General features: G+C 73.5%; 20 protein-coding genes. 9 read left to right on the top strand and 11 right to left on the bottom strand.

Going from position 1 to position 22,027, the window contains the following annotated elements; genetic code table 11:
* Nucleotides 1-7: 7 nt before the first annotated feature.
* The 11 genes from ACYVKY_RS05515 to ACYVKY_RS05465 form a co-directional block, all read right to left on the bottom strand.
* A complete protein-coding gene (locus ACYVKY_RS05515) occupies nucleotides 8-892 on the bottom strand; it encodes a carbohydrate ABC transporter permease (RefSeq protein WP_460433970.1) in 885 nt (294 codons plus the stop codon).
* Nucleotides 889-1,797, bottom strand: coding sequence for a carbohydrate ABC transporter permease (locus tag ACYVKY_RS05510; RefSeq protein WP_460433969.1), 909 nt, complete (start codon nucleotides 1,795-1,797; stop codon nucleotides 889-891). The genes ACYVKY_RS05515 and ACYVKY_RS05510 overlap by 4 nt, the downstream gene beginning before the upstream one ends.
* On the bottom strand, nucleotides 1,794-3,131 hold the full coding sequence (locus ACYVKY_RS05505; RefSeq protein ID WP_460433968.1) for an ABC transporter substrate-binding protein: 1,338 nt from the start codon (nucleotides 3,129-3,131) through the stop codon (nucleotides 1,794-1,796). Before ACYVKY_RS05505 ends, ACYVKY_RS05510 begins: the two co-directional genes overlap by 4 nt.
* 94 nt (nucleotides 3,132-3,225) lie before the next feature.
* Nucleotides 3,226-4,206 (bottom strand): alpha/beta hydrolase, encoded by a 981-nt coding sequence (locus ACYVKY_RS05500; RefSeq protein ID WP_460433967.1) that lies wholly within the window; start codon nucleotides 4,204-4,206, stop codon nucleotides 3,226-3,228.
* A 52-nt stretch (nucleotides 4,207-4,258) separates the two neighbouring features.
* Nucleotides 4,259-5,269 carry a LacI family DNA-binding transcriptional regulator gene (locus ACYVKY_RS05495; protein ID WP_460433966.1) on the bottom strand — a complete coding sequence of 337 codons (1,011 nt, stop codon included), beginning with the start codon at nucleotides 5,267-5,269 and terminating at the stop codon, nucleotides 4,259-4,261.
* The gene (locus ACYVKY_RS05490) at nucleotides 5,266-6,237 is read right to left on the bottom strand and encodes an alpha/beta hydrolase (RefSeq protein WP_460433965.1); all 972 of its coding nucleotides are present in this window, start codon (nucleotides 6,235-6,237) and stop codon (nucleotides 5,266-5,268) included. The genes ACYVKY_RS05495 and ACYVKY_RS05490 overlap by 4 nt, the downstream gene beginning before the upstream one ends.
* Entirely contained in the window at nucleotides 6,234-7,292 is a 1,059-nt protein-coding gene (locus tag ACYVKY_RS05485; RefSeq protein ID WP_460433964.1) for an ABC transporter ATP-binding protein, read from the bottom strand. The genes ACYVKY_RS05490 and ACYVKY_RS05485 overlap by 4 nt, the downstream gene beginning before the upstream one ends.
* Nucleotides 7,289-9,256 (bottom strand): dipeptide/oligopeptide/nickel ABC transporter permease/ATP-binding protein, encoded by a 1,968-nt coding sequence (locus ACYVKY_RS05480; RefSeq protein WP_460433963.1) that lies wholly within the window; start codon nucleotides 9,254-9,256, stop codon nucleotides 7,289-7,291. Before ACYVKY_RS05480 ends, ACYVKY_RS05485 begins: the two co-directional genes overlap by 4 nt.
* Nucleotides 9,253-10,191, bottom strand: a complete 939-nt coding sequence (locus ACYVKY_RS05475; protein WP_460433962.1) for an ABC transporter permease — start codon at nucleotides 10,189-10,191, stop codon at nucleotides 9,253-9,255. The genes ACYVKY_RS05480 and ACYVKY_RS05475 overlap by 4 nt, the downstream gene beginning before the upstream one ends.
* A 94-nt stretch (nucleotides 10,192-10,285) precedes the next feature.
* Complete coding sequence (locus ACYVKY_RS05470; protein ID WP_460433961.1) at nucleotides 10,286-11,884, bottom strand: ABC transporter substrate-binding protein; 1,599 nt, start codon at nucleotides 11,882-11,884, stop codon at nucleotides 10,286-10,288.
* Between the two features lie 601 nt (nucleotides 11,885-12,485).
* Entirely contained in the window at nucleotides 12,486-13,184 is a 699-nt protein-coding gene (locus ACYVKY_RS05465; RefSeq protein WP_460433960.1) for a GntR family transcriptional regulator, read from the bottom strand.
* Nucleotides 13,185-13,305: 121 nt separating this feature from the next.
* On the opposite strand from ACYVKY_RS05465, the gene ACYVKY_RS05460 reads away from it, so the two are divergent.
* From ACYVKY_RS05460 to ACYVKY_RS05420, 9 genes are all read left to right on the top strand, one after another.
* Entirely contained in the window at nucleotides 13,306-14,160 is an 855-nt protein-coding gene (locus ACYVKY_RS05460) for a fumarylacetoacetate hydrolase family protein (RefSeq protein WP_460433959.1), read from the top strand.
* A gap of 33 nt (nucleotides 14,161-14,193) precedes the next feature.
* Complete coding sequence (locus ACYVKY_RS05455) at nucleotides 14,194-14,760, top strand: VOC family protein (protein ID WP_460433958.1); 567 nt, start codon at nucleotides 14,194-14,196, stop codon at nucleotides 14,758-14,760.
* 1 nt (nucleotide 14,761) lies between these two features.
* Entirely contained in the window at nucleotides 14,762-15,232 is a 471-nt protein-coding gene (locus ACYVKY_RS05450; protein ID WP_460433957.1) for an HIT family protein, read from the top strand.
* Nucleotides 15,229-17,592 carry a transketolase-like TK C-terminal-containing protein gene (locus ACYVKY_RS05445; RefSeq protein ID WP_460433956.1) on the top strand — a complete coding sequence of 788 codons (2,364 nt, stop codon included), beginning with the start codon at nucleotides 15,229-15,231 and terminating at the stop codon, nucleotides 17,590-17,592. Before ACYVKY_RS05450 ends, ACYVKY_RS05445 begins: the two co-directional genes overlap by 4 nt.
* A 41-nt stretch (nucleotides 17,593-17,633) precedes the next feature.
* Nucleotides 17,634-18,518: an alpha/beta hydrolase gene (locus ACYVKY_RS05440; protein ID WP_460433955.1), complete on the top strand. Its 885-nt coding sequence runs from the start codon at nucleotides 17,634-17,636 to the stop codon at nucleotides 18,516-18,518.
* Nucleotides 18,515-20,137 (top strand): FAD-dependent monooxygenase, encoded by a 1,623-nt coding sequence (locus tag ACYVKY_RS05435; RefSeq protein ID WP_460433954.1) that lies wholly within the window; start codon nucleotides 18,515-18,517, stop codon nucleotides 20,135-20,137. Before ACYVKY_RS05440 ends, ACYVKY_RS05435 begins: the two co-directional genes overlap by 4 nt.
* An 890-nt stretch (nucleotides 20,138-21,027) precedes the next feature.
* Nucleotides 21,028-21,252: an amidohydrolase family protein gene (locus tag ACYVKY_RS05430; RefSeq protein ID WP_460433953.1), complete on the top strand. Its 225-nt coding sequence runs from the start codon at nucleotides 21,028-21,030 to the stop codon at nucleotides 21,250-21,252.
* Nucleotides 21,242-21,892: an SDR family oxidoreductase gene (locus ACYVKY_RS05425; protein WP_460433952.1), complete on the top strand. Its 651-nt coding sequence runs from the start codon at nucleotides 21,242-21,244 to the stop codon at nucleotides 21,890-21,892. Before ACYVKY_RS05430 ends, ACYVKY_RS05425 begins: the two co-directional genes overlap by 11 nt.
* Nucleotides 21,778-22,027: FAD-binding oxidoreductase (locus ACYVKY_RS05420; protein WP_460434005.1), on the top strand; the 250-nt coding region annotated here is incomplete at its 3' end. The genes ACYVKY_RS05425 and ACYVKY_RS05420, both read left to right, overlap by 115 nt.

Here is a 22,027-nt window from a genome sequence, read left to right as displayed (position 1 = left end):
ACGGACGTCACTTCAGGCCGCTGCGCGCCAGCCCCTGCACGAACTGCCGCTGCGCCACGGCGAACAGCGCCAGCACCGGCAACGCCGACAGCATCGCCGAGGCCATCAGCACCGGGTAGTCGGTGGCGAACTGGCCCTGCAGGAAGGCCAGGCCCACCGGCAGCGTGTACAGGTCGGGGTCGCGCAGCGCGACCAGCGGCCAGGCGAACTCGTTCCAGCGGAACATGAACGTCATCACCACGAGGACGGCGACGAGCGGGCGGCTCAGCGGCAGCACGACCGACCAGATGGTGCGGAGCTGTCCGGCGCCGTCGAGCTGGGCGGCCTCGAGCACCTCGTCGGGCAGCGACAGGAAGTACTGCCGCGCCAGGAAGACGCCGAACGCCTCCGCCGACCGCGGGATGATGACCGCCCAGTAGGAGTTCACCCAGCCGAGCTGGTTCACCAGCTCGAACTGCGGCACCAGCAGCACCTGCACCGGGATCATCAGCGTCGCGACGACGAGCAGGAACACCACGGTGCGGCCGGGGAACCGGTGCTTGGCCAGCACGTAGCCCGCCACCACGTCGACCACGACGGTCAGCACCACGGCCACCACCGCGATGGCGAGCGAGTTCGACACCCAGGTGGTGACGGGGAAGTCGGTGACCGCCGACCGGAACGCGTCGAGCGTCGCCCGCGTCGGCAGCAGACCCACCTGGCCCGAGATCACGTCGGCGCGCGACGACAGCGCCGTGACGAGCATCCACCACAGCGGGAACACCCACAGCAGCGACAGCGCCGCCACCACGGCGAACCGCGCGGCCGGGCCACCCCCGCGCCTGCGCCGCCTGGCCCTGGGGGGCTGCGCTCCGCGCGACGCCTCGGCGACGCGGTCGTCGACGGCGGTCACAGGTCGTCCTCGGTGAGCCGCTGGCTGCGGTACCAGAGCACCGTCGCGACCAGCACCACGACGAACACCACGACCCCGACGGCCGAGCCGTAGCCCTGCCGCCGCTGCTCGAAGCCCTGGTCGTAGGCGTAGGTGACGAGCAGCTCGGTCGCGCCTCGCGGGCCGCCACCGGTCATCACGTACACCAGGTCGAAGACCTGGAACGTCTCGATCACCATCAGCACGGTCAGGAAGAACGTGGTGGGACGCAGCAGCGGCCAGACGATCTGCCGCAGCCGCTGCCAGCGCCCGGCGCCGTCGAGCTCGGCGGCCTCCAGCAGGTCGGGGTCGACCCCCTGCAGGGCCGCGAGGTAGATGACGACCGACAGCCCGACGCGCGCCCACACCAGCACGACGAGCACCGAGACCGCGGCGGGCACGCCGTCCGACTGCCACTGCACGGCACCGAGACCGACCGCCTCGAGCATCCGGTTCACGACGCCCACGTTCTGGTCGAACAGGAACCGTCCGAGCATCGCGACCACGACGCCGGAGAGCACGTACGGCGCGAGGAACAGCGCGCGGAACAGACCCCGTGCAGGAAGGCGGTCGCGCAGCAGCAGCGCGACACCGAGACCGAGGGCGAGGCTGAGCGGCACCGAGACGACCGCCAGAACCAGCGTGTTCGTCGCGGCGCGCCAGAACCGGTCGTCGGACGCCATCTGCACGTAGTTGTCGGCACCCACGAAGGACGCCTCGCCGATGCCCGTCGAGTCGGTCGTCGAGATCATCACCGCCCGCACGAGCGGGTAGAGCACGAAGACACCGAACAGCACCAGCGCCGGTGCGAGCAGGGTGTACGACGTGGCCGCGCGCCGGACCCGCAGCGGGGCACCGGCGGTGCGCGCCGCGGGCAGCGCGGTCACTGGTCGAGCGCCTGCTGCACGCCGTCCGACAGCGACGCCAGGCTCTCGCCGACGTCGCCCGTCGAGGCGAACGCGGTCTCGAGCCCCTCCCGCAGCGCGGCGTTCACCGCCGTGAAGCGGGGCACGACGACCTGACCGACGAGCTCGGCCGAGATCGTGGTGGCCTGCTCGACGTACAGCGGCATCAGGTCGGGCCGGATCGGGAACTCCAGCGAGGTCGCGTCGACGTCGGACCGCGTCGGCAGCACGTTCGCCGTCGCGCAGAACGAAGCCATCTGCTCGGCCTGCGCGCAGTAGAGCAGGAACTCGCGAGCGGCCTCCTCGCGCGGGCTGTCCTTGACCGCCACCAGCGCGTTGCCGCCGAGGTCGGCGCTCGCGCGCTCGTCGCGCGGCAGGAAGGTCGCGCCGTACTCGAACGGCAGCCCCTCGAAGCCCTCGAGCAGGAAGTCGCCGGCGAAGCACATCGCCACGGTGCCGTTGGTGAACAGGTCGCTGGCCGGCGTGCCGTTCGTGGTGTTGTCCGGCGGCACCAGGCCGTCGGCGAAGAACGAGCGGGTGAACTCGAGCGCCCGCCGCGCGCCCGCGTCGTCGGCTAGCGCGCTGGCCGCGAGGTCCTCGGTGAGCAGGCGCCCGCCCGCCTGGTCGACCCAGTTGAGCCACCGGTACGCGCCGGCCTCGGACCAGTTGACGGCGAACGCGTACGTGCCCGCCGCTGCCACGCCGGCCAGGCTGCGCGCTGCCGCCTGGAACTGCTCCCACGTCCACGCGCCGTCGAGGGTCGTCGGCAGCTCGCCCAGCCCGGCCGCCTGCGCCGCCTCCAGGTTCACGAGCACCATCGAGGTGTCGGTGTGCTGCGGGACGCCGTACACCGCGGACCCGTCGGACACCGACGGCACGAACGCGGGCAGCAGCGCCTGCTGCAGCTCGTCGGCCGCACCGCCGAGCTCGGCCAGCACGTCCTGCGCGCGGTAGGGCCCGACGTCGGTGTAGCTGACGCGGAACACGTCCGGCGGGCTGCCCGACGACAGCCCGGTGTCGATGGCGGTGAGCACCTCGGAATAGGGCACCACCTCGAGCTCGACGCGCGTGCCGGTCTGCTGCTCGAACCCGTCGGCCAGCGCCTGGTACCCGCGGGCCTCGGCGTCCCCGGCCCAGGTGAGGAACCGCAGCGCGCCGCCCACTGCACCGTCCGCGTCGTCGTCGCCCTGCGTCGAGAAGCCGCTGCACCCGGCCACCGCGCCGCCCACCGCGCCGAGCCCCGCCAGCTGCAGCAGGTGCCGCCGTGACAGACCCGCCGGGCCCGCGAGCCGTCGCGCCCCGAGTGCTCTCGCCACCGTCGTCTCCGTCCGTCCGAGCGAGACCCCGGTGGGACGCCGCTGAGAACCGGACGCTAACCCGGCCCCCGTGCCACCGCGCGTCGAGCACTCCTCAGAGCAGCGGGTGGACGGCTCCGACCATGTCGGCGAGCATCTGCTCGGTCGTCTCCGGGAGCGCGATGTTGTGGAACATGGGGTAGCGCAGCAGCTGGGCGGGCACGCCCTCGTCGGTGAGGCGCTCGACGTAACGACGACCGTCGTCGCGCAGCGGGTCGTGGTCTCCGGTGACCACCACCGCCGGCGGCAGCCCGGCGAGCGACGGGGCGAGCAGCGGTGACACCAAAGGGTTCTCGCGCTGCTCGTCGGTGGCGTAGAGGCGCACCATCTCGCTCAGCTGGGCCCAGGCGGGGTCCCCGCCCAGCGACGGGGAGCCACCGGTGAGGTCCAGCGCCGGGACGTGCAGCACCTGCGCGCGGATGGCCGGGCCACCTCGTTCGCGCGCCAACAAGCACACCGCCGCGGCCTGGTTGCCGCCGGAGCTGGCCCCCATCACGGCGACGCGCTCGGGGTCGACGCCGAGGTCGGAGGCGTGCTCGACCGTCCAGACCAGGCCCGCGTAGCTGTCCTCGAGCTGGTGCGGGAACGGGTGCTCGGGGGCGAGCCGGTAGTCGACGTTGACCACGACGGCGTCGAGCCCGTCGACGAAGACCCGGCAGTAGTCGTCGGTGAGGAGCCGGTTCATCTCGCCACCGGCCTGCCACCACGCGCCGCCGTGGTAGAAGACGAGGGCGGGGTGCGGGCCGGGCGTCGTCGGGTGGAACACCCGGGCGCCGATGGTGCCGCCCTGCACAGCCAGCACGTGGTCCTCGATGGTCCCGATCTCTGGGCCGGGAGGGGTGAGGTGCACCGCCATCACGCGGGCGGCGTCCTCGTAGGCGGAGCGGATCGCGGCGACCTCGGCCTCCCACTCCTCGCGGGGCTGGCCGGGGGCAGGTGCGGGCGTCGGGGCTGCGGCGGCGGCCGCACCCTGCGGCTGGGCGGCCATCACCTCGGCGAGGTGGGCCAGCAGGCGCGGGTCGATGTCGGTGGTCATGGACGTGCCTTCCGGTGCAGGTGTTCTGGGAGTCTCAGCCGTGCCGGGGTGGTCAGGCCGTCGTGCGGACGACGATCTCGGCGGGCAGCAGCAGCTGACGAGCCCCCGCGTCGGGGCGGGCGATCGTGTCGAGGAGGAGCTGCGCACCCGCGCGGCCGGTCTCGGCGAGCGGCTGGTGCACGGTGGTGATCTCGAGCGCCTCGGCGAGCGGCCCGTCGTCGTAGCCGAGCACGGCGACGTCGTCGGGGACGTCGAGACCGGCGTCGTGCAGCTCGGCGAGGACGCCGGCGGCGATCGCGTCGGAGTGGGCGAAGACGGCGTCGGGCAGGCGGTCCCACTCCCGCATCTGCTGCACGGCCTTGCGGCCGCCCGCGACGTCGTGGCTGGTGAGCACCTCGCGCACGGCGCCACCGTCGATGCCGGCCTCCGCGAGCGCCTCCCGGAACCCGGCGAGGCGCTGTTGGCCCTGCGACAGGAAGTCCATGGACGCCTGGGGCTCGCTGACGAACGCGAAGGTGCGGTGGTCGCGCGAGGCGAGGTACTCCCCCGCGAGGTGGCCGCCACGATGGTCGTCGATGTTGACGCTGGGCAGCCGCCGGTGGTGGCTGTCGACCAGGACCGTCGGGAGGCCGCGGGCGGCGAGCCGGTCGGCCATGTCGTCCTGCAGTGGCACGCCCATCACCAGCAGGCCGTCGAGGCGGCCCGTTGCGGGCAGCGAGCCGAGCAGCGGCGAGACGGACGCCGCTGCCGACTCGTGGTCGAAGGTCACGACCTCGACCGACCTGCCGGCGCAGGCGGTGAGCACGCCGGTGAGCCGGGTGAGGTAGGACTCGTAGGAGGTGAAGGGCGCGATCACACCGATCCTGCCGACGCCCTTGCGGGCCTGGCTGACGGCGGCCGCTTTCGGCGTGAACCCGAGCTCGTCGATGACGTCGAGGACGCGTTGCAGGGTCTTCGCGCCGACCCGGGAGGGGTGGTTGAGGGCGTTGGAGACCGTCGTGATCGAGACGCCTGCGCGCCCTGCGACGTCGTAGATGGTCACGGGTCCGGTGGGGTCGGTCACGAGTGCATCCTCGTCCTGTCGTGGATGTCCGCGAGGATCTCCAGCGTCTCGTCGTGCCAGCGCCGCGCGGTCCCCCACGACGCCGTCAGGATCGCCGAGCCGTGGAGGGCACCGGGGTAGCAGCGCAGGTCGACCGGGACGCCGGCGGCCTCGAGGCGGCGGGCGAACTCCTCGGCACCCGGACGCAGGACGTCCAGCTCGGCCGTGAGCAGGTAGGTCGGCGGGAAGACCGCGTGGTCCTCGGCGAGCACCGGCGAGGCCAGCGGCGACTCGGCCAGCGCGACGTCGCCGAGGTACTCGCGCGCCGCCGGCTCGAGCTGCGCGACGAACAGCGCCATCAGCTCCTCCCACTCGTCACCGAGGTCGGCGGGCCGGTGGACCTTCTCGGCCCGCAGGTCGAGGGCCGGGACGTCGAGCACGAGCGCGCGGACGTCGAGGTCGGGGGCCGCGAGCACCGCTGCCGCGCAGAGGTTCGCACCTGCGGACGCCCCGCCGAGGGTGAGCGCGCCGGGGTCGATGCCCAGCTCGTCGGCGTGGTCGCGCACCCAGCGCACCGCGGCCACCGTGTCGTCGAGGGGGACGGGGAACGGGAGCTCCGGCGCGAGGCGGTAGTCGACCAGCACGGTGACGCAGCGCGCGCCGGCGGTGCGGTGCCGCGCGGTCGCGTCGCAGACGAGCTCGTCGACCGAACCGGTGGTCCACCCGCCACCGTGCACCAGGACGTGCACCGGCAGCCGCTCCTCGGCCTCGCGCACCGGGTGGTAGCTGCGCACCAGGATGGTGCCGCCGTCCACGGGCACGTGGTGGTCCCGGACGCGGTCGACATCCGGTCCCGGCAGGCCGAACAGCCGGAACATCCGGTCGATCTCGCGGGTGAGCAGCACCCGGCGCTGCACCGGGTCGGCGTCGGCGATCCCGGTGGGGTCGCCGGCCTGCAGGTGGGCCAGGACTTCGGGCTCGAGGTTCATGCGTCCGTCCTCAGGGCTTCGGGGTGCGACGTCGTGGTGCCGACGGTGTCACGGGTGGGGGCAGGGGCGGTAGCGGGTGCGGCGACGAGGGCGGGGAGGTCGGCGGCGTGGTGGCAGGCCACGACGTGGTCGGGCCCGACCACCACCGGCGGTGGGACGGTGGTCCGGCACACGTCGGTGGCGAAGGCGCACCGCGCGGCGAAGGAGCAGCCCCCGGTGGGCAGGGCCGTCGCGGTCGTCCGCTGGAGGGCCAGACGCGCGGCCCGGTGCCGGCGCTGCTCGTCCGGGTCGGGCACGGGGGCGGCCGCCACCAGCGCACGGGTGTAGGGGTGGACGGGTGCGTGGCCGACCTGCGCGGCGGGGCCGCTCTCGACCACCCGCCCCGCGTGCATGACCACGACGTCGTCGCTGAGGTACCGCACGACCCCGAGGTCGTGCGAGATGAACAGGTAGCCCAGGCCGCGCTCGGCCTGCAGCCGGGCCAGCAGGTTCAGCACCTGCGCCTGGACCGACAGGTCGAGCGCGCTGACCGGCTCGTCGCACACGACGAACTCCGGGTCGCCGACGACGGCCCGGGCGATCGCGATGCGCTGCCGCTGCCCCCCGGAGAACGCGCCCGGGAAGCGCCGGGCGGCCGACGGGTCGAGCCCGACCTCGGCCAGCACCTGCTCGACCCTGGCGGCGGCCTCGGCGGCGCGCACCCCCTGGCCGAAGCGCAGGCCCTCGGCGAGGGTGTCGCCGACGGACCGGGCGGGGTTGAGCGAGCCGTACGGGTCCTGGAACACGACCTGCATCCGCCGGCTGAGCTCACGACGTCGCCGCGCGGAGGCTGCCGTGACGTCCTCGCCGCGGAAGCGGACCGTGCCGGACTCGACCGGCACCAGTCCGAGCACGGCGTTGCCGACGCTGCTCTTGCCGGAGCCGGACTCTCCCACCACGCCGACGGTGCGCCCGGGACGGACGACGAGGTCGACGCCGTGGACGGCGGTCGTCCGGGTCCGGCCCCGGCGGTAGGTGACGCGCACCGAGCGCGCCTCGATCAGGGGTGTGGTCACGACAGCACCAGCTTCTCGGTCCGGGGTGGGGTCACAGGGCTCGCCGGGGCCACGTCGCGGGGCCGCAGGCAGCGCGTCCGACGCGTGCCGGCCGGCTCGTCGGCCGGACGGGTGGACGGGCTGCGCAAGGTGACGGGTGCCACCCGGCAGGCGTCGTCGGCGATCGGGCAGCGGTCGGCGAACCGGCACCCGGCCGGCCACGACCCGGGAGGCGGGACGGTGCCCTCGATCGCCCGCAGCGGCACGCCGGGCACGGCCTCGTGCGGGTTCGCCGCGAGCAGCGCCGCGGTGTACGGGTGCTTCGGCCGAGCGACCAGGTCGACGACGTCGGCCGTCTCCACCACCTCGCCGGCGTACATCACGACCGCACGGGTGCACAGGTCGGCCAGGACGCCGAGGTCGTGGGTCACCAGGACGATGGCCGTGCCGCGCTGCTGCAGGTCGCGCAGCACGTCGAGGATCTCGGCCTGCACCGTGACGTCGAGTGCGGTGGTGGGCTCGTCGGCGACCAGCATCACCGGGTCACCGGCGAGGGCGCCGGCGATGCCGGCCCGCTGCGCCATGCCGCCGGAGAGCTGGTGCGGGTGGCTGCGGAAGACCGCGACGGGATCGGGCAGCCGCACCAGCGCCAGCAGCTCGAGGGCACGGGCCCGGGCCTGGCGGCGCGAGCAGCGACGGTGGGCGCGGATCGCCTCGACGAGCTGGGCGCCCACCGTCGCCGAGGGGTCGAGGCTGAGGATCGGCTCCTGGGAGATCCAGCCGATCCTCCCGCCCCGCAGTGCCCTGAGCTGGGCCGGTGTCGCGGTGCGCAGGTCGAGGGCGTCGAAGCGCAGGTCGCCGTCCGTGACCCGGCCGGTGCCCGGCAGCAGGCCCAGCACGGCGCGCGCGGTGACGGACTTGCCGCAGCCGGACTCGCCGAGGATGCCGACCGCCTCCCCGGCGCGGACCTCGAGGTCCACACCGGTGACGACGGGGACGACCACGCCGTCGCGCTCGAACTCGACCCGCAGTCCCCGCACCTGCAGCAGCGCGTCCGACGCCGGTGCCACGACCGGGGCCGTGGACGGGGCGGCGGGGCGCCGACCGGGGCGCGGGAGGCGGCCGAGTCGCGGGCGGACGGCCGGTGCCGGCCGCGACGTGCCGTACCCCTCGGCGAGCACGTCGCGGACGGCGTCACCGAGCAGTCCCAGGCTCAGCACGAAGCTGATGACCAGGACACCGGACGGCACGAGGAGCCAGGGCTGGGTGCCGATGTTCTGGGACGCCTCGGCGATGGCACCACCCCACGTGGCCTGCTGCGAGCCCAGGCCGAGGAAGCCCAGGCCCGTCTCGAGCAGCACCGCGGCGGCGCCGAACAGCGAGAGCTGGACGACGACGGTGCCCAGCACGCGGGGCACGATGTGGCGCCGCATGATCGTGGCGGGTCCCAGCCCGCCGACCCGCGCGGCGCGGACGAACAGCTCGTGCCGCAGCTCGCGGGTGATGGAGCGGACGATGCGGGCCAGCCCCGGAGCGGCGAGCAGCCCGAGGGCGACCATCGCCGCGGTCTCGTCCTGGGGGTGCACCGCGACGACGACGAGCAGGACGATGATGACCGGCACGGAGTGGACGACGTCGGCGACGCGCAGCACGACGCGCTCGACCCAGCCGCCCAGGTAGCCGGCCAGCACCCCCAGCGGGACGCCGACGGCGAGGTAGATGGCGCACGACACCAGGACGCCGGTCAGCGTCACCTGGCCGCCGTGGAGCAGTCGGCTCAGCACGTCGCGTCCGAGCACGCCGGTGCCGAGCCAGTGCGAGCCGGTCGGGCCGGACAGCACCTGGGTCAGGTCCTGGTCGTCCGGACCGTAGGGTGCGATCAGCGGGGCGGCGAGGCTGGCCACCGTGACCACGAGCAGCCAGAGCGCGGCGGAGACGCCGAGCGGCTTGCGCAGGAAGCGGTGCACCGCACCGGTACCGGTCATGTCCGCACCTTCGGGTTCAGCCCGGCGTAACCGAGCTCGACGAGCAGGTTGACGAGCACCACGGCGATCGTGAAGCACACCGCGACGCCCTGGATGGTGGGGATGTCGTGGGCGGCCGTCGCGCTCACCACCGCGCTGCCGAGGCCCGGCAGGACGAACACCGTCTCGACCAGCACCGCACCGCCGAACAGGCCGACCGCGACCAGGCCCAGGACGCTGAGCACCGGCGTGCCGGCGTTGCGCAGCACGTGACGCACCACGATCCGCGGCTCGCTGATCCCCCGGGCCCGCAGCACCGCGACGTAGTCGCGTCCGAGCTCGTTCAGCACGCCGTCCCGGGTCTGCTTCGCGACCGGGGCGACCGCGCCGAACGCCAGGGTCAGGACGGGGAGGACCAGCGACTGCGCCCACCCCGCAGGCGATTCCGCGAGCGGGACGTACCCGGTGGCGGGGAACACCTGGTGCTCGACGGCCAGCGTCGTGAGCAGCACCAGCCCGAGCCAGTAGCTCGGCACGGCCAGACCGGCGAGGGAGACGACGTCGACCAGCCGCCCGAGGACGCCGCCGCGCAGGGCGCTGGCCAGGCCGAGCGCGATGCCCACGACGGCTGCCACGAGGACGGCGCCGAGGACGAGCGAGGTCGTCACGCCGACGCGGTCGGCCAGCTCGGCGCTGACCGAGCCGGACGAGGAGATCGAGGTCCCCAGGTCGCCGCGGACGGCGTGGGTGAGCCAGTCGGCGTAGCGCTGCCAGAGCGGCTGGTCGAGGCCGAGCTCGAGCCGCAGCTGCTCGTACTGCTCGTCGGTGGCGCCGACACCGAGGATCGAGCGGGCTGCGTCGCCCGGTACCAGGCTGGTGAGCACGAAGGTCAGCACCGAGACACCGAGCAGCAGCGGCGCGGCCGTCAGCGACCAGCGCAGGACAAGTCCTCGCACGGTGGTCCTCCTCTCCAGGTGGGACGGATGGTGTGGGTGGTCGAACGGGTCGGGGTGCCCCGGTCCCGGTGGCCGGGACCGGGGCGGGTGGCGCCTACTTCGTCGCGTACCAGTCGGTCGGGGACGCGATCGGTGCGGCGCCGCTGACCTCGAGGCCGCCGATGTCGGCCTGGCTGAAGTACAGGACCGGGCTGAACGCGACCGGCGCGAACCAGGCGTTCTCGACCAGGTGCAGCTGCATCTGCCGGTCCAGGTCGGCGCGCGCCTCGGGGTCGGCTGCGGCGGCCTGGGCGTACAGGTCGGTCAGGACGGGGTCGTCGGTGCCGAAGGCGTTGAACGCCGGGGCGGTCGGCAGGAACAGGCCCTGGCCCTCGAGGTGCATCGGCTGCGCGCCGTAGCCGATGGCGGTCGCGGGGAACTCGCGGCTGGTCATGTCCTGCAGGTAGGTGCCGACGTCGGCGCTGGTGGACAGCTCGACGGTGATGCCGACCTCGGCGAGCTGGCCCTTGATCGCCTGCGCCATGGTGTCGATGCCGGCGAAGGTGGCCGAGGCGACGGGAAGTGTGAAGCCGTCCTCGTAGCCGGCCTCGGCGAGCAGCTCGCGGGCCTTGTCGGGGTCGTAGGGGTAGGCGTCCGCGGCCTCCTGCGACCAGCCGTCGGACCCCTCGGTGACCGTCTGCGTGGTCGGCACGCCGTACTCCCCCAGCACCGCCGTCGCGACCGTCTCGCGGTCGATCGCGTAGTTGATGGCCTGGCGCACGCGGACGTCGCCGAGCGGCTCGCTCACCGTGCCCTCACGGTCCAGCAGGTTCAGCCCCTGGAACACGAAGGGCATGGCGTCGACCACCAGCCCGGCCGACTCCACCTGGGAGGCCACCGTCGCGTCGCCGCCGATGGCCACGTCCACCTGGCCCGTGCGCAGCGCGTTGACCACGGCCTGCGGGTTGGAGATCACCCGCACGACGACCGTGTCGAAGTTCTGTCGGTCGTCCTCGAAGTAGTCCCCGCGGGCGGTGTAGGTGTAGTGGTCGCCGGCGACGGTCTCGTCGGGGTCGAGCACGTAGGGCCCGGCACCGACGGTCAGTGCGCCGGACGCCACCTCGGCGGCGTTCTCGAGGCCGGCCGGCCCGACGATCTGGCCCACGCCGTAGAACTGCGAGAACGTCTCCGCCAGCAGCGGGTTCGGCGTCGCGGACGCGATCGACACCGTGCCCTCGCCGGTGGCGGTGAAGGTCATGCCGAGCAGCATCGTGGCCTGCGCACCCGGCGAGGACTGCGCGTGCTGCAGGGAGGCCACGACCGCCTCGGCGGAGACGGGCGTGCCGTCGGAGAACGTGACGTCGGGCCGCAGGACGAGGTCGAGCTGCTGGTTCCCGTCGGCCACCTCCCACGACTCGGCCAGACCGGGCTGCAGGGAGCCGTCAGCCGCGCGGTACAGCAGCGACTCGTACCCGAGCATCGTGTAGGTAGTGAACGCCGCGTCGACCAGTGCGGGGTCGAGGCTGTTCGGCGGGGCGCCGGCCGCGATGGTCAGGGTGTCGCCGTGCACCCGCTCGCCGGAGTCGGTTGCGCCGGCGGTGGACCCGGAGGTTCCTCCGCCGCACGCGGCGAGCGTCGACAGCAGGGCTGCGGCGCCGGTGACGGCGACCAGCCGGGTCCAGCGGCGGGGGGCGGTGGGAGCAAGGTCGTGCACGGGAACCTCCGGGTGGGCGTGCTGGGACGTGCGAGGGCAAGGCGGAGCAGACGTCACCGGGGCAGGGACGTGAGGGCGGTGCGAGGTGCGGGTGCCGGCGCGTGCGCCGGACGGACTCGGACCCCTGAGCTCAGGGGTCGGTGGGAGCGGAACCGCCGCCGACCGCGGCCGGCCCGGTCAGGGCGCGGGTGGCGGACCGGCAGCGAAACGTGTTGGGACGGGAGCGTTCTGAGGTGCGGCGCCGACGAAGTCAGCACCGGGTCGGAGGGACGGTCGGTCCCCTGCCAGCCACGTCGCTGATCTCGTCGCACGCCTACCGTGCCATCTCGTGAGACGTCGCGCAAGCCCTTTGTGTAAAGCACTTTAGTCACGGGTTGGAGATCAGCAGGCAGCACCGTCGACGCGTCGCGCAACCGCCCACCGACACCCGTCGCCGACTCGGACGACGCATGCCTGCAGGCGGCTCTCGAGCCGCTCCCGATGCGGCTGCGACGACCAGCAGCGTCCCCGGCCCTCGACGGTGGTGCTCGACTCGACCTGCCAGCGCACGGTGAGCGCAGACCGCCCTCTCGATCGCTGGCGACTCTGCCGTCGTGCCGCGTCAGGTACCGGTCACACCGGTCAGTGCTGCGTGGGCGATCTCCTCGTTGTGGGCGAGGTGCTCGTCGAGAGCCGCTGCGGCGACATCGGGGTTCCTCTGGCGGAACCGTTCGATCAGCAGCTGGTGCGCCTCGCGCCGACGCTCGTGCTCGCGCGGGTCGGGGTCGAGCAGTCCGAACCCGATCCGGACGTAACGCTCGCCCGCGCGCCACAGCATCATCAGGATCCGGATGTCCCACGCGGACGCCGCGGGCGCCAGCAGCGCCAGGTGGAAGGCGCGGTGGTCGTCGTAGATGTCGTCCATGCTGCGGTCGGCGGCACCCAGGTCGCCGGCAGCGCGGTGCAGGTCGTCGAGGTCGGCGTCGCTCAGCTGCAGCACCGAGCGGCGGGCCAGGTCCGGCTCGAGCATGCGGCGCACGCGGTAGATGGAACGGAGCTCGTCGAGGTCGAGCGGTGCGACGGTGGCGCTGCGGCCGGGAGGGTTCACCACCAGGCCCTCGCCGCCGAGCACCTTGAGGGCGTCGCGGACGGGGATGAAGCTGACGCCGAGCTGCTCGGCGAGCTTGCGCAGCGACAGGCTCTCACCCGGGGCGAGCACGCCGGAGAGGATGGACCGGCGCAGCTCGTCGGTGACCTGGTCGGACACCGAGCGCGAGGCGATCGGGCGGACGGAGTCCGCCGTGCCGGACACGGTCGTCATCTGCGCTCCCCTGGGTCGATCCGCCGACGATATCAAAGATATCGGCCCTTGACTGTTATCACATATCATTGTTAGCGTCCGTCACGTCGCATCGAGGCGACCGGACAGGAGGCACCTGACGATGAGACTGGCCGTTGCCGCACAGCGGATCTCGCTGGTCGAGGAGCGTGGGCTGGTCGACATCGCGACCGCCAGCGACGGCGAGTTCGGGCCCGACCCGCTGGCGGCCTACGACCGCTGGGACGACCTCGTCACCTGGGTGCAGGACCACCGGGACGCGATCGACGGCGCGACGGCGACCCCCCTGGACACCGCCTCGCTCGACGCCCCGGTCCCCGCCCCGCGGCAGGTGTTCGCGATCGGTCTGAACTACCGGGCGCACGCGGCCGAGGCCGGCCTGGCGCTGCCGGAGGGCCACCCTGTCGTCTTCACGAAGTTCCCGTCGTCGGTCACCGGCCCGCGCGCGACGGTGGAGCTGCCCTCGGAGGCGGTCGACTTCGAGGCCGAGCTGGTGGTCGTGATCGGGCGGCGCGCGCACCGGGTCTCCCACGAGGACGGCTGGGCGCACGTGGCCGGCCTGACCCTGGGCCAGGACCTGTCCGAGCGTGTCGTGCAGTTCCGGGGCCTGACGCCGCAGTTCTCCCTCGGCAAGTCCTACCCGGGGTTCTCCCCCACCGGCCCGGTCCTGGTGACCCCGGACGAGTTCGACGACCCGGACGCGATCGCGCTCGGCTGCTCGCTCAACGGCGAGCAGATGCAGTCCGGACGCACCGACGACCTGGTCTTCGACGTGCCGAACCTGGTCGAGCAGCTCTCGGCCGTGGTGCCGCTGCTACCGGGTGACCTCGTCTTCACCGGCACCCCCGCCGGCATCGGCTGGGCCCGCGACCCCCGGGTCGTGCTGCGCCCCGGCGACACCCTCACCACCACCGCCGATCTCATCGGCGAGATGACGACCACCTTCACCTCACGCTGACCCGACCCGACCACCCGCACCGGAGGAGACCCCGTGGCCAAGCCCAAGTTCGCCCACATCGTGTTCCAGACCGCGCAGCCGCAGCAGATGCGCGACTGGTACTGCGCGGTCCTCGACGCGCACGTCGTCTACCAGGACGAGACGCTGTCGTTCCTGACCTTCGACGAGGAGCACCACCGGGTCGCGCTGCTGCACCCGCCGATCCCGATGGAGGCCAAGAGCGCCTCGACGGCGGCGCTGCACCACTCCGCCTACACGTTCGAGAACATCGACGACCTGCTCGAGCGGTACACGACGCTGCGCGACCAGGGCATCACCCCCGCGGTGTGCGTCGCCCACGGCGTCACGACGTCGATGTACTACCAGGACCCCGACCGCAACTTCGTCGAGCTGCAGATCGACCGGTTCGAGGAGCCCGACGACGCCACCGGCTACATGAACGCACAGGAGTACGCGGATGACTCCGTCGGACCGGCCTTCGACCCCGAGGAGCTCCTGGCCGCCCGCCGCGCCGGGGCCACCGTCGAGGAGCTCTGCGACCGCTCGTGGGCGAGGAAGTTCGAGCTCCCGAACGCCCTCGGGGTCCTGATGGGTGGCTGAGGTGAGCCACCAGGACTGCCTCATCTGCTCCATGGAGGACACCGAGCCTGCCGCGCGCGTCTTCGCGGACGACCTGTGGGCCGCCGAGGTCGCCCCCGGCTACGAGGTGCCGGGCTGGTTCTTCCTGCGCCCCCGCCGCCACGCCGAGCGCCTCTCGGGGCTGGACGACGCCGAGGCCGACGCCCTGGGTCGCCGCGCTCGCGACCTGGTCACCGCGGTGGAGCGGGCCACCGGAGCACCCGCCGTGTACCTGATGTCGTTCGGCGAGAACTACCGCCACTTCCACGCCCTCGTCGTCGCACGCGGCGACGACGTCCCACCCGAGCATCGCGGCGGGGCCGTCACCGGGCTGCTGGCCGACGGCCGTGACCGGGCCGCAGCACTGACGGTCGCAGAGCACGTCCGCGCGGCCTACGACGACGTCCTGCACGACCGCGTCGCCGCACTGCCCGGCGGCGGTGGGCGTCCGTGACCGCGGTCAGCGGGCAGGCGCCCACGCCCTCGCCGTTCCCCTCGACCAGGATCACGGCGGCGGACGAGGCCACGCTGCGCGAGGTCGCGCGCCGCGTGCTGTGGCTGTCGGTCGCGATCGTCGACGCGGCCAACGCGGGCCGCCCGAACGACACCGGCGTCAAGGTCGGCGGCCACCAGGCGTCCAGCGCCTCGATGGTCGACGTCATGGTGGCGCTGTGGTTCGCCGAGCTCACCGCGCACGACCGGGTGTCGATCAAGCCGCACGCCTCCCCCGTCCTGCACGCCATCAACTACCTGCTGGACGACCTCGACGAGTCCTACCTGCCGACCCTGCGCGCCAAGGGCGGCCTGCAGTCCTACCCCTCACGACTGAAGGACCCCGACACCGTCGACTTCTCCACCGGCTCGGTCGGCATCGGCGCCACCGCCGCGCTCTGGGCCGCGATGGCCCACCGCTACGTCGCCTCGCAGTTCGCCGACGCCCCACCGGCCGGGCGGTTCGTCAGCCTCCTCGGTGACGCCGAGCTCGACGAGGGTGCGATCTGGGAAGCCGTCACCGACCCCGCGGTCGCCGAGCTCGGCGAGCTGCTGTGGGTCGTCGACCTCAACCGGCAGTCCCTCGACCGCGTCGTACCCGACATGCAGATCGCCCGGCTGCAGGGCATGTTCGCCGCCGCCGGCTGGCAGGTCGTCGTGCGCAAGTGGGGCCGCCGCATCACCGAGGTGTTCGAGCGAGCCGGCGGCCCGGCACTGCGTGCCCGGCTGGAGGCGATGCCCAACGAGGAGTACCAGCGCATGCTGCGCGCCCCCGCCGACGAGGTGGCCTCCCGCGTCCTGACCGGCACCGATGACGCAGAGCTGCAGCACCTGCTCGACACCTTCACCGCCGACGAGCTCGCGGCCATCGTCCGCGACCTCGGGGGACACGACCTCGGGCTGCTGGTCGAGACCTTCCGCGGTGCCGACACCGACCGACCGACAGTCGTGTTCGCGTACACCATCAAGGGCAAGGGCCTGCCGACCGAGGGGCACCCCGCCAACCACTCGGCGCTGCTGACGCCCACCCAGGTGCAGGCCCTGGCCGCGGCGTCCGGCATCGACCCCGACCGTCCCTGGCAGCGGTTCGACGACGGCAGTGACGCCGGACGGCTCTGCGGCGTCCGCGCCGAGCAGCTGCGACGTGCACCTGTCGCGCCCGAGCGGCGGGTCGAGGTGCCCACCTCGCTCGGCCACCCGCACCGCAAGCCGGCGTCGACCCAGGCCACCCTGGGGCGCCTGCTCGCCGACCTCGTCCGCGACGCCCCCGACGTCGCTGGCCGGGTCGTCACCTGCAGCCCCGACGTCGCCTCCTCGACGAACCTCGGCGGGTGGATCAACAAGGCCGGCATCTGGTCGGTGCGTGACCGTCACGATTGGTTCGCCGACGACACCGACCGGGTGCTGCGCTGGCACGAGGCGAGCAACGGCCGGCACATCGAGCTCGGCATCGCGGAGGTGAACCTGGTGTCGCTGCTGGGCGAGCTGGGCGCCACCTGGTCCCGCTGGGGCCAGCGGCTCATCCCCGTCGCCACGCTGTACGACCCGTTCGTGCCGAGGGCGCTCGAGCCGTGGTCGTACGGCATCTACGCCGGCGGGCAGTCCATCCTGGTCGGCACGCCCTCCGGAGTGACCCTTGCACCGGAAGGCGGTGCGCACCAGTCCATCACGACCCCGTCCATCGGACTGGAGCAACCCGGTTGCGTGGCCTGGGAGCCGGCGTTCGCGCAGGACCTGGAGTGGTGCCTGCTCCACGCGATGAGCCAGGTAGGCGTCGAGGGCGGTACGTCCGCGTACTTCCGGCTCTCCACCCGTCCCATCGACCCTGCGCTCGCCCAGCTGCCGCACGACCCGGCTCTCGCAGAGCGACGGCGCCGCCAGGTCGTGGCCGGTGGGTACCGGTTCCCGGCACCGCACGGCCCCGCCGACGAGGTCACGCTGGTCGGCGTCGGCGCGATCGTGCCGGAGGTGCTCGCGGCCGCCGACGCCCTGCGCTCGCAGGGGATCCGGGCGGGGGTGGTCTGCCTGACGAGCCCTGACCTGGTGTTCCGCTCGTTCCAGCAGCGCGGGTCCCGCGCGGCGGGCGCCGGCGGCAGCGTCGCCGACGACCTGTTCCCGGCCGGCAGCCCGGCACCGCTGGTAACGGTCCTGGACGGCCACCCGCACACGCTGTCCTTCCTCGCCGGGCTGCGGGGCGACCGCATCCGCTGCCTGGGCGTCACCGAGTTCGGGCAGTCCTCGAGCCTGCCCGACGCCTACGACCTGCACGGCATCGACGCCACCGCGGTGGTCGACGCCGCCCTGACCCTGCTCGGCCGCTGACCCGAGCACCGACACCCACCCGGACGACCCAGGAGGAACCCTTGTCCCAGCACCAGATCGGCACCGCCGACGCACCCGTCGCAGCCACCTTCCACGCGCCCGAGCGGCAGGTCGACGGAGCACCGCTGCTGGTCGCCCTGCACGGCGGCACCTACACCAGCACCTACTTCGCGGTGGCAGGCGGCCCGTTCGGCTCGTTCCTCGACCTCGCCTCCCGCAACGGGTTCCCGGTCCTGACGATCGACCGTCCCGGCTACGGCGGCAGCGCCCCCGTGGCCGAGGCCGAGAACACCTTCGCCCACCAGGCGGCCCTGCTCGACGACGCGATCGCCCGGTACCTGGAGCAGTCGCCCGCAGCAGCGGTCGTGCTGGTCGGCCACTCGATCGGCGGGATGATCGCACTGGAGATCGCGGCCAGGCAGCCGTCCTGGCCGCTCGTCGGGGTCGCCACCAGCGGCATGGGCGCCCGCATCCCGGCCGGTGGCGCCGCCGAGCAGCTCGGCTCGCTGCCGTTCTCAGGCGTGGTCGACCTGCCGGTCCCCGACCGCGAGGGTGTCATGTTCGGCCCGGCCGGGTCGTTCAGCGAGCGGGCCCGCGAGGCTGCCCGCAGCTCCTACGCCCCCACGCCGTTCGTCGAGCTGGTGAACGCACCGAGGTGGGCCCGCGAGCGGCTGGCGGCGGTGGCCGCGGACGTGCGGGTACCCGTCCACAACGTCCTGGCCGAGCACGACGCGCTGTGGGACTCCTCCGCCGAGGCACGGGCGGAGTTCGCCTCGCTGTTCTCCGGCGAGGTGTCCACCCACCTCGCCCCCGGCGTCGGCCACTCCCTCGACCACCACACCGCCGGTGCGGCCCTGCACCTGCAGCAGCTCGCGTTCGCCTTCACCTGCGCCGTCGCCGCCGAGGCCGACGTCCTCGTCCCGTGAGCCCGACGACGCCGCGCAGCAGCACCTCCGTCCTGGTCAGCGGCGCGGGCCCGGTGGGCCTCGCGCTCGCCGTCGAGCTCGGGCTGCGCGGCGTCGAGGTCGTGGTCGCCGAACCACGAACCGAGCCGACCCGGCTCCGCCCGCGCGCCAAGACGCTGAACGCCCGCACGATGGAGCACGTCCGGCGATGGGGACTGACCGACCGGCTGCGGGCCGCGGCGCCGCTCGCGGTCTCCTGGTCCCAGGACGTCGCCTTCCGCACCTCGTTCCTCGGTACGGAGATCACCCGCTTCACCGGTGTCCTCGGGCTCGCCGACGACGGCACCTCTCCCGAGCGCGGCCAGCAGATGCCGCAGTACGTGCTAGAGACGCTGCTGCGGCAGGTGGTCGCAGAGCTCCCGACGTGCGACCTGCGGATCGGCGCCCGAGTGAGCACCGTCCGCGACCGGGGCCCGGCGGTCGAGGTCGCCCTCGACCGGGACGGGGTCCAGGAGGTCGTCGAGGCGGAGTACGTCGTCGGCGCCGACGGCGGCCGCAGCGTCGTCCGCGACCAGATCGGCGCCCGCTACGAGGGCGCGCAGGCGCTGCGCCCCAACACCGGCATCGTCTTCCACGCACCGCAGCTCGGTGCCCTGGCGCCGCACCCTCCCGCGGTGCAGACCTGGCTCCTGAACGGCTCGACCCCGGGGATGATGGGTCCGGTCGACCGCGACGGCACCTGGTGGCTCATCGCCTTCGGCGTCGACGGCACCAGCGCGGACCTCGACCCGCAGCGGCTGGTCGACGGCGCCCTCGGCCGGCACCTGCCGGTCGAGGTGGTCAGCACCGACCCGTGGACGGCCCGGATGGAGCTGGTCGACCGCTGCCGCGTCGGACGGGTCTTCCTCGTCGGCGACGCCGCCCACCTCAACCCGCCGTTCGGCGGCCACGGCCTCAACACCGGCATCGGTGACGCCGTCGACCTCGGCTGGAAGCTGGCCGCCACGGTCCAGGGCTGGGCCGGCCCGGCACTGCTCGACTCCTACGAGGCCGAGCGGCGCCCGCTGCACCGCCGCGTGATCGCCGAGGCGACCGCGAACATGGCCGTCCTCGCGCCCGAGCTGCTGAGCCCCGACCTCGAGGCCGACGGTGCCCAGGGTCTCACCGCGCGCGAGGCGGCGGCCGCGCGCATCCACACGACCAAGCGCGCCGAGTACTTCAGCTCCGACCTCGTGCTCGGCCACCGGTACACCCGCTCCCCCTTGCTGCCCGGTGACGACGAGGCGGCCGCCGAGGACGACTGGCACAGGGCCGCCGCACCCGGGCGCCGGCTGCCGCATCGGTGGCTGACCCCGACGGTCTCGACGCTCGACCTGGTGCGCGACGACCACGTGCTGCTGGTGGACGACCGCGCCGTCGCGCGCCCGCTGGCGGAGGCGGCCGACCGTGCCGGCGTCCCGGTCGACGTCGTCGACGTCGATCGTCAGGTGCTCGACGGTCTCGGCGCGCGGGCGCTCCTCGTCCGCCCCGACCAGGTCGTCGCGTGGTGCGGCACCGCGCCGCCTCCCGACCCCGACGCACTGATCGGCCTCGTGTCCGGTCATTGCCACCAGCGAGCGGAAGCGAGCACCCGACCATGAGCACGAGCACCGTCCTGGCAGACGTCCGCGTTTCGACGGCGAGGGCCTCAGCGACCCGACCGACCTCGTCCTGGTCGACGGCCTGGTGTCCGGCGGGCCTGCGCCTGTCGGCGCGACGGTCGTCGACGGTGCCGGGGCGACGGCGCTGCCCGGTCTGATCGACACCCACGTCCACGTGCACGACAGGCGCACCTCGAGGCGCTGGCGCGCTGGGGCGTCACGACGGCGCTGGACATGGGAGCACCGCACCTCGAGCGGACCCAGGCGCTGCGCGACCTGCCCGGCCTACCCACCCTGCACACCGCAGGGCGACCCGCCAGCGGCCCCGGTTCACGCTTCATCACCGCGATGGGCATGCCGGCCTCGACGGGGGTCTCCGGGTCGGCCGACGCGCAGCGGTTCGTCGAGGACCGGCTGCACGAGCGCTCCGACTACGTGAAGATCATCGTCGAGGACCCCAAGTTCCCTGGCGCCAAACCGCTCTCGGCGCAGACCGTCGCAGCCCTCGTCGAGGCCTCCCACGAGGCCGGCCTGACCACAGTGGCGCACGTCGTCAGCCCGGACACCGTGCGCCTGGCGGTGCGCGCCGGGGTCGATGTCGTCACGCACTCGGCCGTCACCGGCGGGCTCGACGACGGGTTCGCCGCGGAGCTCGCCGACCGTCCGGTCACGATCGTCCCCACGCTGGGGATGATGGACGGCGTCGAGCGGACGATCGGCCGCAAGCCGGTGCTGCGGGTGCTGTCGACCGTGGTCCCGGCGCTGCGGATGCGGTACCACCACGCCGAGGCGACGGTGCGGCTGTTCCGCGACAACGGGTCTCACGTGCTAGTCGGCACCGACGCCACGTCGACCACGACGCCCCCTGGTCACCGGCGTTCGGCGAGTCGGTGCACGACGAGCTCTCGCGACTGGTGGCCGCCGGCCTCGATCCGGTGCAGGCGCTGCGCGGGGCCACCTCGACCGCGGCCGAGGTGTTCGACCTGCGTGACCGCGGGACGCTGCGGCCAGGGAGCCGCGCCGACGTGCTGCTGTGCGGGGGCGACCCGACCCGCGACATCACCAGGACGCGCGACGTCCGGGGCGTCTGGATCGCAGGCACCCGTGCCCGGTGACGGCGACCAGGTCGTCCTGGTGACGGCTGCGAACGGCAACCAGGGCCGTCTGCTGGTCCCGAAGCTGCTGGCCGCCGGCGTGCGCGTCCGAGCCAGCGTCACGTCCGAGGCGTCGGCGGAACGGTTGCGCGAGATCGGGGTCGAGGACGTCGTCGTCGGCGACCTGTCCGAGCCCGAGGTCGTGCACCGCGCCGTCCACGGTGTCGACCGGATCTACCACGTCGGGCCGACGCTGCACCCGCGCGAGCGCGACATCGGTCTGGCCGTCGTCGACGCCGCCGTCGAGCACGGCGTGCGGTACCTCGTCCTCAGCTCGGTGCTGCACGCCATCACCACCGACCTCGTCCAGCCCATGCCATCGTCAGCGGTCGCAAGAGACGACGTCGACCACTCCCCGATCCCCTGTCTCAGTAGGCGTCCGCCAATCGGACCTCCCCCGGATGGACGCAGCATGCCTGAGATGATTTACGCGTGTCGACAGCGGCTGGGAGACCCACAGATTCTGGTGCCGCGGCTATACCGGACCTGGTCGCGGCGCTGCGCGCCGCCGGGTTGCGTGACGTCGACGACTCGTCCCGGCGCCGCGCGGAGTACTCGACCGATGCGTCGAACTACCGGGTGCCTCCGGCCGTGGTGGTGATGCCGCGGCACGTCGAGGAGGTGCTGGCGGTGCTCGAGGTGGCCCGCGCGACTGGGACGCCGCTGACCGCTCGCGGCGCGGGGACGTCGATCGCGGGCAACTCGATCGGGCCGGGCATCGTGCTGGACACCTCCC

It is taken from the genome of Angustibacter speluncae (assembly GCF_054777815.1).
Note: the sequence above shows the minus strand (reverse complement) of the source record. Positions and strands in the feature narration are given on the sequence as shown.

Excerpts from the sequence above, each read along its gene's own strand:
- ACYVKY_RS05490 (WP_460433965.1), bottom strand. The coding sequence starts at position 6,237 with ATGAACCTCGAGCCCGAAGTCCTGGCCCACCTGCAGGCCGGCGACCCC.
- ACYVKY_RS05500 (WP_460433967.1), bottom strand. The coding sequence starts at position 4,206 with ATGACCACCGACATCGACCCGCGCCTGCTGGCCCACCTCGCCGAGGTG.
- ACYVKY_RS05465 (WP_460433960.1), bottom strand. The coding sequence starts at position 13,184 with ATGACGACCGTGTCCGGCACGGCGGACTCCGTCCGCCCGATCGCCTCG.
- ACYVKY_RS05480 (WP_460433963.1), bottom strand. The coding sequence starts at position 9,256 with ATGACCGGTACCGGTGCGGTGCACCGCTTCCTGCGCAAGCCGCTCGGC.
- ACYVKY_RS05460 (WP_460433959.1), top strand. The coding sequence starts at position 13,306 with ATGAGACTGGCCGTTGCCGCACAGCGGATCTCGCTGGTCGAGGAGCGT.